The organism is Sphingomonas palmae (genome assembly GCF_900109565.1).
GTDB classification, from domain to species: Bacteria; Pseudomonadota; Alphaproteobacteria; order Sphingomonadales; family Sphingomonadaceae; genus Sphingomonas; species Sphingomonas palmae.
In genome coordinates this window covers 38,086-51,841 of sequence record NZ_FNZZ01000009.1, presented here as the reverse complement: position 1 = coordinate 51,841, position 13,756 = coordinate 38,086, and the positions used below count along the sequence as shown (strand labels likewise).

Sequence of the window (13,756 nt, the reverse complement as noted above, 5' to 3'; positions counted from 1 at the left end):
GTTCCAGTGCGCCTCGCCGCCCTGACCCGGTGCGTCGTGGACTAACGCGTCGGCGATCGTCTGCGCGTCTTCCGCGAGGTCCGGGCTGGTGGCGTCGAGCCATGCCAGGGGGTTGTAGCGAGCCGCTGGACGCCCGGAGACGCCGAAGGGGTCCAGACACCACACGTCGCCCTTCCTGGCCCGCGTACGGGCTGTGACGCGGGCGTTCTCCCCCTTGGGGTCGATGCAGATCACCGAGCGGTCGAGCAGCAACAGGTTGGGGATGATCGTGCCGACGCCCTTGCCCGAGCGGGTGGGCGCCATCGTCAGCAGATGCGCAGGGCCGTCGTAGCGCAGCAGCTTGCCCGACTTGCCGGAGCGGCCGATGATGAGGTCGCCAGCCTTCTCCAGCTTGCGAGCCTCCGCCCGCCCGCCAAAGCGGGCCGAGCCCAGCAGCGTGTTGCCGCGGTTGCCCGCCCGGCGGTTGAACTTCCATATCGCAAACAGAACTAGGCCAGTGAGCAGGAACGGCACGTCAGTCACGATTTCGCCGACGCCAAAGATTCCCTTGAGCCAGCTATTGCTCGCCATCAGGACGACGAAGCCGATGAACAGCGCCCACAAGGGGCCGATCCGCGCTGGCATCAGGAGCTCGCGCCGGCGGGCGTGATTGCCAGCACCGGATCGGCGTCAGGATGCCTGAGCAGCTTGAGCAGGATTGCGGTGACGAGGGCAGGGGGCACCCGTTCGTCGCGCATCATGTCGAACAGGGCGTCATCCTCGGGCGTCAGCGCCATGCCCTCGATCGCGAGATTGGCGCGGGCGTCCTCGTCGTCTTCGCGCCACATCGCGTCTTCGGTCGGGCCCCCGCGCACGAAGTCGAGCGCGCGGATCTCGTTCCGGAGGGCGTCGAGATCTATGCTCATCATGGGTGAGACTCCCGTTCGTCCGCTTCTGCGTCGAAGGCCCGCTTGCCGCGCCGCTTCCAGAGCGTGAGCGTATCGCCGGTAGCCCCCTCCCGGGCACGTCCGACCAGCTCCAGCAGCGCGCCATAGATGGTCGCGCGATCATCGTCGGCGAGATCGACCAGCCCGGCCTTCTGGACGAGTCCGCCCAGCTCGATCAGGTGGCGGGTGCGTTCGCGACGTTGCAAGACCCAGCCCCGCGTATCAGTCCGACGTAGCGCTGCTTCCGCGCGCAGCATCGCTGCCCGGTTGAGCGTCAGGCTCCGCGCCGTCGATCGGAGCAGCGCCGCGACCCTTGCGCCCGCGGCGCTGAAAGAAGGCAGCCCCCTTCGCCCGCCACGCCTCCTTCGCGCCGGCATCCTCTAAGGCGATTGCATCGAGCAGCACGCCGGCGAGCGTTTCAGCGTCTAAGGCATCGGCGCCCGTCGCGGCGACAAGCTGTCCGAGCTGTTCAACCCGCTTCGCCTTGAGCTGTCGCGCCTTGTCGCCAAGCGCCTTCAGCTCTGCGTCGTAATCCCGGACCTTCCGCATCGGCCAAGTCTCCTAACGGCAGCATCCTAGCGCATGGACAGGCAGGAGCAAGTTCGACTGAAAAGTAAACACCGCCAGATCAATCAGGAGGAGCGAAGCGAGTCGTGAGTGCGCGCTTATACGTCGTTGCCGACATACGCTCAGACAGGTAGAAACAGACGCGCGATGGCGATCTATCATTTCAGCGCCAAGATCATCAGCCGTGCGAACGGCTCCAGCGCCGTCGCATCTGCCGCCTATCGCTCCGCCTCCGAGCTGCATGACGAGCGGCTCGGGCGTAACCACGACTTCTCGAACAAGGCCGGCGTCATCCACTCTGAGGTGATGTTGCCGCAAGGTGCGCCGGAGCGTTTAAACGACCGCACCGTGCTCTGGAACGAGGTGGAGGCCGGGGAGAAGCGCAAGGACGCGCAGCTCGCTCGCGAGGTGGAGTTCTCGATCCCGCGCGAGATGAACAGGAAGCAGGGCGTCGCGCTCGCCCGCGACTTCGTGAAGGAGCAGTTCGTGAAGCGCGGGATGGTCGCCGACCTCAACGTGCATTGGGACAAGGCGAAGGACGGCAGCCCGAAGCCGCACGCGCATGTCATGCTGTCGATGCGCGACGTGGGACCGGACGGATTCGGGCAGAAGAACCGAGACTGGAACGGCAACGAGCTGCTGAAGGAATGGCGCGAGGCATGGGCAGCTCATGTCAACGAACGCATGGCCGAGCTGGGGCTGCAGGCGCGGATCGATCATCGTTCCTATGCCGATCAGGGCATCGCGCTGGAGCCGCAGCACAAGATCGGCCCGGCCGGAATGCGCCGGCTCGATCGCGGCGAGGATGCCGAGCGCGCCGACGATCACCGGCGGATCGCGCGCGAGAACGGCGAGAAGATCGCGGCCGATCCGCGCATTGCGCTGGACGGCATCACCCGGCAGCAATCGACCTTCACCACCCGCGACCTCGCGACGTTCGTGTTCCGGCATTCGGACGGCAAGGACCAGTTCGACCGGGTGATGGCGGCGATGCGTGCCAGCCCCGAGCTGGTGGCGCTGGGGAAGGACGGCCGCGACCAGGAACGGTTCACGTCGCGCGACATGATCGCGGCCGAGGCGCGATTGGAGAAGGCCGGCGACGAGCTGGCACGGCGCGGCGATCACGGTGTCGGCGATCGGCAGCGTGATGCCGCGATCGGCGCGGCCGAGGGCAGGGGGCTTGTCCTGTCGGGCGAGCAGCGCGACGCCTTTGATCATATCACCGGACGCGACGGGCTGGCATCGGTCGTCGGCTATGCCGGCACCGGCAAGTCGGCGATGCTGGGCGTCGCACGCGAGGCGTGGGAGCGGGAAGGCTACCAGGTGCGCGGTGCGGCACTGTCGGGGATCGCGGCCGAGAATCTGGAGAGCGGATCGGGTATCGCGTCGCGCACCATCGCCAGCCTGGAGCATGGCTGGGCGCAGGGGCGCGACCGGCTCGGGCCGAAAGACGTGTTGGTCGTCGACGAAGCCGGCATGATCGGCACCCGTCAGATGGAGCGGACGCTGTCCCATGCCCGTGATGCCGGGGCGAAGGTCGTGTTGGTCGGCGACCCCGAGCAGTTGCAGGCGATCGAGGCGGGCGCGGCGTTCCGGTCGATCGCCGAGCGGCACGGCGCGGTCGAGATCACCGAGATACGCCGGCAGCGAGAGGACTGGCAGAAGGAGGCGACGCGCGCGCTGGCGACCGGTCGGACCGCCGAAGCGCTGGACGCCTATGCCGCACACGGCATGATCCACGCGGCCGACACGCGCGAGGCGGCGCGCGGCGAGCTGGTCGACGAGTGGGATCGCCAGCGCCGCGCCGATCCCGAACGCAGCCGGATCATCCTCACCCATACCAACGCCGAGGTGCGCGAGCTGAACGAGGAGGCGCGCGGCCGGCTTCATGCGAACGGCGAACTGGGCGAGGATGTGGCATTCGCGGCCGACAAGGGGCACCGCGACTTCGCGGCGGGCGACCGGCTGATGTTCCTGCGCAACGAGCGCTCGCTGGGGGTGAAGAACGGCACGCTGGGCACGATCGCGCGCGTCAGCCCGGAGGGCATGACGGTGCGGCTCGACGGCGGTCGCGAGGTTCGGTTCGACGCGAGGGACTATGCCGCGGTCGATCACGGCTATGCGGCGACGTTCGGCAAGTCGCAGGGCGTGTCGGTGGACGACGCCCACGCGCTCGCCACCCCCGGCATGGACCGCCACAGCGGTTATGTCGGGCTGTCGCGGCACCGCGACCGCGTGCATCTCCATTACGGCCGCGACGACTTCGCCGATCAGGGTCGGCTGGCGCGCGCGCTGTCGCGCGACCGGTCGAAGGACATGGCAGGCGACTATGCGCCGGAGCGGAGCGAGCAGGACCATGCCCGCGCCTTCGCCGATCGGCGCGAGATCCGGTTTCCGGAACTCGCGCGCCAGACGGTCGAGAAGGTGCGCGACAAGGCGCGCGGCATGTTCGACGGATTCAGACCGAAGCCCGGCAGGGAGCAAGGGGGGCCGATTAACACCGGTGCCATGTCCGCCCCCGGCGACCGAAGCCGTGAAAGGGGGGCGATTAACACCGGTGACGAATCGGGTCTGGGCAATCGGAATCCAGAAAGGGGTGCGATTAACACCGCTGCCTTGTCCTCGCGTGAGATGCAGCCCGAAGGGCAACGGCGTCCGACGCGTGAGGGAGTTGAGAAAACCTGGATATTGGAACACGGCAGGGAACTGGCCAGTGTGCAGGCACGCGCGCAGCGAGCGCAGGTGCGAGCCAGCGGCATGTACCGGCGCCATGAAACGGTCAGGGATAACCACGCCCGCAAACAGCCGCTGCCGCGCAGCGGGTTGTTGGCAGCGCTACGCCGGCCGTCCCACGAAGCGGCGCAGGCGAGTTGGGAGAAGACCGCGCGCGGGTTGCAGCAGCGCTCCACGCAGCTCGCAAAGCGACTAGGTCAGATCAAGGAGTATCTCGGTCCCGTGACCGGGCAGCGGCGGCACCGAGGCGATGAGCTGGCGCGTGCTAGGGTCGAGCGCGCGCATCCTCACCTCCACAAGCTCTACGAAGCAGTCATGCGCGAGCGCCGCGCCGAGCATATTCGCCAGCAAGAGCAGGAACGCGAGCGGATCAAACAGCGCGACAAGGATCGGAGTGGTGATGATCGGGGCCGCGGGCGATAGTCCATCTTGCGTGCTTGCTAGCCACTACCGTCGCGACGGGGTGCCAGCTTCACGTTGGCCATCTCACTGTTGGGAATCGGGTCTAAGAACTTGCGCGGCAATCGGTCGGGTGAGGTCCAAACCATCCCTGAGCATCAATCGGCCACGTAGCGCACCAGCACCTCGAACGACCACCGATCGGCCCGTCACGGGATTTTGGACGATGATCGGAATCATTGGCGGCATCATCGGGGAGCAAGCCATTATGATTTGAGCCCACCAAGGTAGCAGCTTGGAGGGCTCAGGTCGTGATCGGCTTTCACGCTCTCGATGATGCAAGACTCGGGCTGTTGCACAAGGACACCAATCGGGCGCGGCACCTTTGCTCAGGTCCTCAAAAGCACGAATTACGGCAGCCGCTCAGGAGGTGGCGCCTTGCTTCCTCTGGCGTTCTCGCGAGGCGTTCGTGCTTTTGAGGACCGAAGCTGGAAACGGTCATCGAAAGCACGAAGATCGGCAGATGCACGCGCTTGATGCGTGCTAACTCAGCCTGAAGAATCGTCAATCTTCGTGCTTTCGATGACCGTTAGGTGTGCCACGTGGCACATCCGGCTTTCGAGGAGCCTTGTCCTAACCGAGAGCGACCCCTATCACGTCGGCACATGCGGCACCCATCGGGTTGTCCGTTTCCCGTTAAGGGAACTAACGACCAAGGCCGCCTTGTAGGCGGCCTTTGGTTTATCCGGCTCGCAAAGTCTCAATCTATGCGCGACGGCTTTTGAAGCTTATATAGCCGCTAACATGGCCGTCCCCGCTGTTGCCGATGGCATCAAGGGGCGGCCTTCTTTCACTTGGCGCGAAGGCGCGTGTGCCACGTGGCACATCTAAGCAGAGCTGTGGGTCAGACCACCGTGTCCGGCTCGAGGCGGCACGGCGTTCCCGCATCCGTCTCGATTTGCACCGTCGCATGATCGATTCCGAACCGTTGGTGCAGCGCCGCGCCGAGATCGATGGTGTAGGCATCGCCGGGATAGCCGCTAGGGACGAGCAGATGGACGGTAAGCGCGGTTTCCGTCGTGCTCAGCGGCCAGATATGCAGATCGTGGATCGCCGCGACGCCCGGCCGCTGGCGAAGGAAGTCGGCGACTTCCTCTGTGTCGAGACCCGGCGGGGTCGCCTGCAACGACATGTTCACCGAGTCCCGCAGCAGCCCCCAGGTGCCGATCGCGATCACGGCAACGATGACGAGGCTCGTCACCGGGTCGATCCACGCCCATCCGGTGCGCGAGATGATGAACCCCGCCACCACCACACCGGCCGACACCGCGGCGTCGGCCGCCATGTGGAGGAAGGCGCCGCGCACGTTGAGGTCGCCCTTGCGGCCGCTGACAAACAGCCAAGCAGTGACGCCGTTGATGACGATCCCGATCGCCGCGACGATCATCACCGTCGTGCCGGCAACAGGCGCGGGCTCACTGAACCGGCGGATCGCCTCAACGGCGATCACCGCGATCGCGACGAGGAGCAGCAGCGCATTGAGGAAAGCGGCCAGGATCGAGGAGCTGCGCAGGCCATAGGTGTAGCGGGCGCTCGGTGACCGCTTCGCCAGCGTCGCCGCGCCCCACGCGATCACCAGCCCGAGCACGTCGGACAGGTTGTGCCCGGCATCGGCGAGCAGCGCCATCGAGCCGGCGAGGATGCCGTAGACCGCCTCGACGACGACAAAGCCGATGTTGAGCGCGGTGCCGATCGCAAAGGCACGCCCGAAGCTCGCCGGGGCATGGCTATGGCCATGCCCCGCATGATCGTGATCGTGGCTCATGCGTGCGCTCCCGTAGGCACGATGCCCGGTTCGTCAGGGTCGATCACTGCCGGGCGCCACCCGCCGAAGCGGGCGTAGAGCGTCGGCAGGACGAACAGGGTCAGCAGGGTCGCCGAGATCAGCCCACCGATCACCACCGTGGCGAGCGGCTTCTGGACCTCCGCCCCCGCGCCGTGCCCAAGCGCCATCGGCACGAAGCCGAGGCTCGCCACCAACGCGGTCATGGCAACGGGCCGCAGCCGGAGCAGCGCGCCTTCGCGCGCGGCCCGGGCGCGGTCCATGCCCTCTCGCATCAAGTCGTGGATGGAGGAGACCATCACCAGCCCGTTCAGCACCGCCACACCGGACAGCGCGATGAAGCCGACCGCGGCCGAGATCGAGAACGGCATGCCCCTCAGCAGCAGCGCCAGGCTGCCGCCGACCAGTGCCAGCGGCACGCCGGTAAAGACCAGTGCGGCGTCGCGCACCGATCCGAGCGCCCCGTAGAGCAGCAGCATAATGACCGCGAAGCAGACCGGCACCACGATGGCGAGCCGCGACCGGGCGCTGGCCAGGTTCTCGAACTGGCCGCCCCAGGTCAGGTAGGTGCCGGCCGGTAACGCGACCTGTGCCGCGATCTTGGCCTGCGCCTCCTCGACGACACCCGCGACGTCGCGTCCGCGCACATTGGCTTGGACGACGACGCGGCGCTTGCCGTTCTCGCGGCTGATCTGGTTCGGTCCGTCTCCCAACCCGATGTCGGCTACGGAGGACAGCGGCACGAACGATCCGCTTGCGGTCGGCACCGGGATCTGGCCGAGCGTCTGCAGATCCGCCCTCGCCGTTTCGCCGAGACGGATCACGACCGGGAAGCGGGCGTCGCCCTCGAAGATCACGCCCGCCTGTTTGCCGCCAACCGTCGCCGCGACGACGTCCTGGACGTCGCCGGCCGACACCCCGACCCGCGCCATCGCGTCCCGGTTGGGGCGGATGTCGAGGAGCGGCAGCCCCTCGGTCTGTTCGACCCGGACATCGGCCGCACCGGGTACCTTGCGCAACACCTCGGCGATCTGGACCGCGGTCGCATTCATGCTGCCGAAGTCGTCTCCGAACACCTTCACCGCGATGTCGCCGCGCACGCCGGCGATCAGCTCGTTGAAGCGCATCTGGATTGGCTGGGTGATCTCGTAGCCGTTCCCCGGGATGGTCGAGACCTTCTTCTCGATCCGCTCGACCAGTTCCTCCTTGGGCAGGCTGGGATCGGGCCACTGGTCGCGCGGCTTGAGCATCACGAAGGTGTCCGTGGCGTTGGGCGGCATCGGGTCGCTGGCGATCTCGGACGTGCCCGTCCGCGAAAAGGCATATTGCACCTCCGGTTCGCGGCTGATCGTCTTCTCGACCGCGAACTGCATGCGCTGGCTCTGCTCGACCGAGGTTCCGGGCGGGCGCCACGCCTGGACGAGGATGTCGCCCTCATCGAGCTGCGGCAGGAACTCCTGGCCGAGCGTCGTGAAGGCGAGCGCGGCGAGAGCAACCCCGGCAAGCGCGCCGCCCATGGTGATGCTCGGGCGCCGCATTGCCGCATCGAGCCCCGGTTCGTAGCGGCGCTTGAGCCACGCCACGATGCGGCTTTCCTTCTCCTCGACCTTGCCGGCCAAGAACGCGGCGATGGCGGCGGGCACGAAGGTCAACGACAGCACGAACGCGAAGATGAGCGCGATGATGACGGTAAGCGCCATCGGCTCGAACATCTTGCCCTCCACGCCGGTGAAGGTGAGCAACGGCGCATAGACGAGGATGATGATCGCCTGCCCGTAGACAGACGGCCGGATCATCTCGCGCGCCGAGGCGGCGACGATCGCCAGCCGCTCCTTGAGCGGGAGCAGTCCTCCCGTCTCGTGCTGGCGGGTGCCGAGGTGACGCAGCGCATTCTCGACGATGATGACCGCGCCGTCGACGATCAGGCCGAAGTCGAGCGCGCCGAGGCTCATCAGATTGGCCGACACGCCGGCGCGGAGCATGCCGGTCGCGGTGAGCAGCATGGTGATCGGGATCACCATCGCAGCGATCAGCGCCGCCCGGAAATTGCCGAGCAGCGCGAACAGCACGACGATGACCAGTACCGCGCCTTCCGCGAGATTGCGGGCGACCGTCGCGATCGTGGAGTTCACGAGCTTGGTGCGGTCGAGCACCGGCTTGACCACGATATCGGTCGGCAGCGAGCGCCCGACGACCTGCAGCCTTTCACCGACGTCGGTCGCAACGGTGCGACTGTTCTCGCCGATCCGCATGACCGCGGTGCCGACCACGACCTCATGGCCGTTCTCGGACGCCGAGCCGGTGCGGATCCCCTGCCCTGCCTTCACGCTCGCGACCTGGCTGAGGATGACGGGCACGCCCTCGCGCGTCGCGACCACGGTGCGCGACAGCTCGTCCGCGGTCCGGACGCGCGCATCCGAGCGGACGAACAGGCCCTCTCCGTTCCGGTCGACGGTGCCGGCACCAATGCTGGTGTTGCTCCGCTCAAGCGCGGTGGCGAGGTCCTGTACGGTGAGCCGCATCGAGGCCAGGCGCTGGAGGTCCGGAACGACCAGATATTCGCGGTCGAAGCCGCCAAGCGAGTCCACGCCCGCGACGCCTTCAGTGCCGCGGAGCTGCGGCGCGACGATCCATTCCTGGACGGTGTGGAGGAAGGTCGCCTTGTCGCGTTCGCTGACGAGGTGCTCGCCCTCGGGCGTGATGTAGCTGCCGTCGCGCTGGAGGCCCGGCTCGCCGTCGCGGTGCTTCACCCGGTTGAGTTCCTGATACTCGACCGTCCACATGAAGATGTCGCCGAGACCGGTGGCGATCGGCCCCATTTCGGGCATCACGCCCTGCGGCAGACGCTCTTCGGCCATCCGCATCCGCTCCGCGACCTGCTGGCGCGCGAAATAGATGTCCGTCTTGTCCGTGAAGACGGCGGTGATCTGGGCGAAGCCGTTGCGGTTGAGCGACCGGGTATAGGCGAGGCCCGGAATGCCCTTGAGCGATGTTTCGATGGTGAAGGAGACCTGCCGCTCGATCTGATCGGGCGACAGCGACGGCGCCAGTACATTCACCTGGACCTGGTTGTTGGTGATGTCGGGCACGGCATCGATGGGAAGGCGCTGAAGGGCGAAGATGCCGCCAAGCGCGGCGACGAGGGTGAGCAGCAGGACAAGCCAGCGCCGCTCGACCGAGAAGGTGACGAGGCGGGAGATCATGGGCTCAGTCCATGTCCATCTCGCCACCCTTGCCGAGTTCGGCCTTCAGGGTGAACGAGTTCGTGGTAGCGATCCGCTCCTGGCCGGTGAGGCCGGAGCTGATGATGACCTGGTCGCCGTTGCGTCGGCCTGCCGTGACGGGCACCGCGCGGAAGCCGTTCGGCGTTCGGACGAAGACGACCGTGCGGTTCTCGACGCTCTGCACTGCCGTCGACGGCACCGCGATGCTGCGGTCCCCGGTTGCGGGCAGCATGAAGCTCGCCGTTACCGGCTCACCCACGCGCCATGTGCCCCCGCCATTGTCGAGCGTGGCGATGACCTGAACGAGACGGGTGCTCTCGTCGAGCGCCGGCGACACGAACGACACGCGGCCTTCCTGCCGGCGACCGGCAGCGGTCACCTCGACGTGGGTGCCTGGCCGGATCCGACCCGCGTCCGCCGGCGACACCGAGGCCGCGATCGTGACGCGTGAGAGGTTCGCCACCCGGTACAGTTCGGCATTCGCGTCGACGGTCTGGCCGAGCACCGCTGGACGCGCGATCACTTGGCCCGAGATCGGCGAACGCATGGCGATGCGATTGAGCGCACCACCCCCGCCCCCCGTCGCGCCGAGTTGCTGCTGCGCCAGGCGCAGCGCGATGTTCGCTTCGGTCGCCGCGGTGCGGGCCGCCACCAGATCCTGCTCGGGCGACACGCGCTCGGCGAACAGTCGCTGCTCGCGCCGGAGGTTCGATTGCGCGAGCGCGGCGCGCGCGCGGGCGGCTTCCACCTCCGCTTTCAGCGAGGCGGCTTCGCGGCTCTCGATCACCGCGATGGGGTCGCCTTGCCGGACGGACTGGCCAAGGTTGCGAGTGAGCGCGACTAGACGACCGCCGATCGTTGCCGAGACCACTTGGACGCCCTGCGGGTCACCCTGAACGAGCGCGGGTAGCTCGATCGCGCCCGCCACGCCGCCCACCGTCGGCCGGGCGACCTCGATGCCGGCATCGGCGATCTGCCTGGCGGAGAGCGTCACCGCGTCCTTGTCGGCCTTCTTCTCGGCGCCTTCACCCTTTTCCATCCCCTCCATACCGGCCATGTCGTCGGCCTTCTTCTCACCACCGCCGCACGCGACGAGGGCGAGCGGGAGCAGTGCGGAAAGCAGCATCCGCGCGTGGTTGTTCTTCATCGTGCGTCCTTCGCGTCGGTAGGCGCCGGGGCGGCGAGCCGTTCCAGCCGGGCCTGTGCGTCATGGTAGGCGGCGAGCGCGTCGATCGCGGCCGCGCGGGTATCGGCGAGCGTGCGCTCCGCCTCGAGGAGATCCAACTGCCCGAACTTGCCTTCGCGATAGCCGATGCGAGCGATCCGCGCGGCTTCCTGCGCCGCAGCGAGCGTCGGCCCCGTGGCGTTGCGCGCAGTGGTCGCGGCATTGGCGACGTCGGCCTCAGCCAAAGCGATCGCCTGTTCGGCGTCGAGCAGCGCGACACGGCGCTGTGCATCCGCTTGTTGGCGCTGAGCCGAGGCGAGATCGACCGCGGCGCGGCCGTTGTTGAACAGTGGCAGCGGCACGGACACACCGAACACGGCAGCCGTGTCGTTGGTCGCTTCCAGGCGCCGCGCCGATGCGCTGACCGTCACGTCGGGTACGCGCTGGCTCCTGGCGAGCCGGACCTGCGCCGTGGCCGTGGAGAGGTCCGCTTGTGCGGCCGCAGCGGCCAGCGTGCCTTCGCTGCGAACGGGCAGCCGTGGCCCTGCCCCCTCGATCCGCGCAAACCAAGCCGCGTCGAGCGTGCTCGCGCCGCGTCCGATCAGGCGAGCGAGATTGCCGAGCGCCACCTGTGCCGAGCGGTCCGCCCGTTCGGCTGCGCCGTCGGCGTTCAGCCGGGCGACGTCGGCGCGCTGCTCTTCGAGCGGCGAAGCGCGCCCTGCGGCGACGCGGACGCGGGCGGCGCGCAGTACCTCGGCTGCGATCCCGACCTGCTCGCGGGCATTCGTGGCCCGGCGCTGGGCGGCAACGGCATCGTTATAGGCCTGCGTCACTCGCAGCCGGAGATCGGCCTGGGTGATCGCCGCATCGAGCGAGGCGCGATCGAGCTGGGCGTTGGCGACGGCCACCCGGGCCGATCGCTTGCCACCGAGTTCGAGCGGCAGGGAGAGCCCGACCGTCGTCTCGGACGAGCGCAGGCCCCGGTACATGCCGGTACCGGCGACATTCTCGGTCATGGCATCGAGTGAAGGGTTTGGCCGCAGGCCCGCGACAGCGCGTTGCGCCTCGGCCGCCTTGATCCCGGACTGCGAGGCTTCGATCGCGGGTGATACGGCGCCTGCCGCGGCAAGCGCCTCGTCGAGGCTCAGCGACGGTGCCGATGCCTCCCTGTCCTGTGCCTGTGCCGACGTGATCGTCGCACAGGCCGTTGCGGCCAGGACGGCCGCCATCATGCGTTTCATGTTCAATGCTCCTGACGAACGGGGTCCGGGCGCATGCGCGCCCGCGCGTCGTCAGGCCTGCGGCGGTCGCAGCGCCGGATCGCTCTGATATGCGAGCCATAGGGGTGCGGTGGGGCTCGTGAAGTCGGCGAAGCGCTCGACGGGAGCGATGGCGACGCTGCTCTGGGTCGGTGCAGCTACGTGGTGGCCGTGACAGGCGGCGTGGTGATGAGGATAGCCCTTGTCAGCATCCGCCGGCACCTCGTCGCAGTCCCCGGCCATAGGCATGGCAGCATCTACCTGCACGACCTCGAGACACCGCACGCTTTCTGCTGCGTGTGCCATGCCTGTCCAAGCGGTGAGCACCACTGTCAGGCAGACCAGGAAGGGCAGCAGCTTTTGCATCCGCCGACTTCCTAGCACGCTGCGGTTGCTGCGTAACCTCGCGCGACGGGAAGCGGCCGTTCGCCTTTTTCCAAGGACGCTCGATATCCGATAGAGGGCTGTCATGCTCGCTTGCCCATCTCAGCCAAGGCACCGCGTGTAATCTCCCAAGCGGAGTGGAGAAAAAGCAGCGCGATGACGCCAGCCACGGCGAGGTCCGGCCACGCCTTGCCCGTCCATGCGACCAAGCCTGCGGCTACGATCACCGCTATATTCGCGAGTGCGTCGTTGCGGCTGAACAGCCAAATCGCGCGCACGTTGGCATCACCCTCACGGAAGCGGGAGAGGACAAGCGCGGCGCTGACATTGACGATCAGCGCCACGACTCCGATGCCACCCATCAGGTCGGCTTCGGGGGCCACGGCGTTGATCGCCCGCCAAACCGCAAAGCCGATCACCCCCAGGCCGAGCGCGCCGAGAAAGAGGCCCTGTGCGAGCGCGATCCTCGACCGGGCCTGCGCGGTCCAGCCGAGCGCGATCAGGCCGAACAGCGAGATCGTGCCGTCGCCGATGAAGTCGAGGGCATCGGCCTTGAGCGCCTGACTATCGGCGACAAACCCGCCGACGATCTCGATGAGGCCGAAACCCAGGTTGAGCAGAATGACGATCCAGAGGGCGCGACGGTACGCGGGATCGTTGATCGCACTCCGATCCGGAACTGAGCAGCAATCGCTGCAGGCCATGCGTCGTCGCCCTTCGAGTATTCGATGCGACACCCTATATGGACCCTGTAGTTGGTACAGGGTCAAGAGATGAATGCACTGACGATCGGCAAGCTCGCGGCCGCAACGGGTACGAAGGTTGAGACCGTTCGCTATTATGAGCGTGCTGGTCTCATTGATCCCCCTGCGCGAACGGATGGAAATTATCGCTCTTATCGTCCGGAGGATCTGGAGCGACTACGCTTCATCCGCCGCACGCGTGATCTCGGCTTCTCCCTCGACGAGGTGCGAGCGCTATTGGACCTGGCCGCGCAGCGCGATCGCGATTGCGGCACCGTCGACAAGCTCGCCACGCATCACCTGGAAGAGATCGATCGCAAGATCGCGGACCTGACCGCGCTCCGTCGCGAGCTGGCTGGCGCGATCGCGAGCTGCGCCGGCGGTACGATGGCGGAGTGCCGCATTCTCGAGGCGTTCGCGCCAAGTCCCATCACTGACAAGCGAGAAAAGTGAACGGGTTAACGTGCGCCGTTCACCGCATCGACTGATCGATATCGTCTTGAGGGCGAACGC

At 67.3% G+C, this 13,756-nt stretch carries 12 protein-coding genes; 2 read left to right on the top strand and 10 right to left on the bottom strand.

Annotated elements, in window-relative coordinates:
- The 4 genes from BMW51_RS16165 to BMW51_RS15695 all read right to left on the bottom strand — a co-directional run.
- On the bottom strand, positions 1 to 624 hold a 624-nt coding region (locus BMW51_RS16165; protein WP_177171717.1), incomplete at its 3' end, for a type IV secretory system conjugative DNA transfer family protein.
- Positions 624 to 908, bottom strand: coding sequence for a hypothetical protein (locus BMW51_RS15705; RefSeq protein ID WP_093008149.1), 285 nt, complete (start codon positions 906 to 908; stop codon positions 624 to 626). The genes BMW51_RS16165 and BMW51_RS15705, both read right to left, overlap by 1 nt.
- Positions 905 to 1,132 (bottom strand): conjugal transfer protein TraD, encoded by a 228-nt coding sequence (locus BMW51_RS15700; protein ID WP_093008147.1) that lies wholly within the window; start codon positions 1,130 to 1,132, stop codon positions 905 to 907. Before BMW51_RS15700 ends, BMW51_RS15705 begins: the two co-directional genes overlap by 4 nt.
- A gap of 16 nt (positions 1,133 to 1,148) precedes the next feature.
- Positions 1,149 to 1,475, bottom strand: a complete 327-nt coding sequence (locus tag BMW51_RS15695; RefSeq protein ID WP_093008145.1) for a conjugal transfer protein TraD — start codon at positions 1,473 to 1,475, stop codon at positions 1,149 to 1,151.
- A 165-nt stretch (positions 1,476 to 1,640) separates the two neighbouring features.
- On the opposite strand from BMW51_RS15695, the gene traA reads away from it, so the two are divergent.
- Complete coding sequence (traA, locus tag BMW51_RS15690) at positions 1,641 to 4,649, top strand: Ti-type conjugative transfer relaxase TraA (RefSeq protein WP_093008143.1); 3,009 nt, start codon at positions 1,641 to 1,643, stop codon at positions 4,647 to 4,649.
- A gap of 880 nt (positions 4,650 to 5,529) precedes the next feature.
- Here the strand turns inward: traA and BMW51_RS15685 are convergent.
- The 6 genes from BMW51_RS15685 to BMW51_RS15660 all read right to left on the bottom strand — a co-directional run bounded on the left by BMW51_RS15685 (position 5,530) and on the right by BMW51_RS15660 (position 13,204).
- Complete coding sequence (locus BMW51_RS15685) at positions 5,530 to 6,450, bottom strand: cation diffusion facilitator family transporter (protein ID WP_093008141.1); 921 nt, start codon at positions 6,448 to 6,450, stop codon at positions 5,530 to 5,532.
- A complete protein-coding gene (locus BMW51_RS15680; protein WP_093008139.1) occupies positions 6,447 to 9,671 on the bottom strand; it encodes an efflux RND transporter permease subunit in 3,225 nt (1,074 codons plus the stop codon). The genes BMW51_RS15685 and BMW51_RS15680 overlap by 4 nt, the downstream gene beginning before the upstream one ends.
- 4 nt (positions 9,672 to 9,675) lie before the next feature.
- On the bottom strand, positions 9,676 to 10,839 hold the full coding sequence (locus BMW51_RS15675) for an efflux RND transporter periplasmic adaptor subunit (protein WP_093008137.1): 1,164 nt from the start codon (positions 10,837 to 10,839) through the stop codon (positions 9,676 to 9,678).
- Entirely contained in the window at positions 10,836 to 12,098 is a 1,263-nt protein-coding gene (locus BMW51_RS15670) for a TolC family protein (RefSeq protein ID WP_093008135.1), read from the bottom strand. The genes BMW51_RS15675 and BMW51_RS15670 overlap by 4 nt, the downstream gene beginning before the upstream one ends.
- Positions 12,099 to 12,149: 51 nt before the next feature.
- Positions 12,150 to 12,482: a hypothetical protein gene (locus BMW51_RS15665; RefSeq protein WP_093008133.1), complete on the bottom strand. Its 333-nt coding sequence runs from the start codon at positions 12,480 to 12,482 to the stop codon at positions 12,150 to 12,152.
- A gap of 101 nt (positions 12,483 to 12,583) precedes the next feature.
- Entirely contained in the window at positions 12,584 to 13,204 is a 621-nt protein-coding gene (locus BMW51_RS15660; RefSeq protein WP_093008131.1) for a cation efflux transmembrane domain-containing protein, read from the bottom strand.
- Between the two features lie 69 nt (positions 13,205 to 13,273).
- Here BMW51_RS15660 and BMW51_RS15655 point away from each other — a divergent pair, with 69 nt between their 5' ends.
- Entirely contained in the window at positions 13,274 to 13,696 is a 423-nt protein-coding gene (locus tag BMW51_RS15655) for a MerR family transcriptional regulator (protein ID WP_093008129.1), read from the top strand.
- Positions 13,697 to 13,756: the final 60 nt, after the last annotated feature.

What these genes read in the sequence shown, in the direction of transcription:
- BMW51_RS15705 (WP_093008149.1), bottom strand. Translation starts at nt 908, where the DNA reads ATGATGAGCATAGATCTCGACGCCCTCCGGAACGAGATCCGCGCGCTC.
- BMW51_RS15695 (WP_093008145.1), bottom strand. Translation starts at nt 1,475, where the DNA reads ATGCGGAAGGTCCGGGATTACGACGCAGAGCTGAAGGCGCTTGGCGAC.
- traA (WP_093008143.1), top strand. Translation starts at nt 1,641, where the DNA reads ATGGCGATCTATCATTTCAGCGCCAAGATCATCAGCCGTGCGAACGGC.
- BMW51_RS15685 (WP_093008141.1), bottom strand. Translation starts at nt 6,450, where the DNA reads ATGAGCCACGATCACGATCATGCGGGGCATGGCCATAGCCATGCCCCG.
- BMW51_RS15680 (WP_093008139.1), bottom strand. Translation starts at nt 9,671, where the DNA reads ATGATCTCCCGCCTCGTCACCTTCTCGGTCGAGCGGCGCTGGCTTGTC.
- BMW51_RS15675 (WP_093008137.1), bottom strand. Translation starts at nt 10,839, where the DNA reads ATGAAGAACAACCACGCGCGGATGCTGCTTTCCGCACTGCTCCCGCTC.
- BMW51_RS15670 (WP_093008135.1), bottom strand. Translation starts at nt 12,098, where the DNA reads ATGAAACGCATGATGGCGGCCGTCCTGGCCGCAACGGCCTGTGCGACG.
- BMW51_RS15665 (WP_093008133.1), bottom strand. Translation starts at nt 12,482, where the DNA reads ATGCAAAAGCTGCTGCCCTTCCTGGTCTGCCTGACAGTGGTGCTCACC.
- BMW51_RS15660 (WP_093008131.1), bottom strand. Translation starts at nt 13,204, where the DNA reads ATGGCCTGCAGCGATTGCTGCTCAGTTCCGGATCGGAGTGCGATCAAC.
- BMW51_RS15655 (WP_093008129.1), top strand. Translation starts at nt 13,274, where the DNA reads ATGAATGCACTGACGATCGGCAAGCTCGCGGCCGCAACGGGTACGAAG.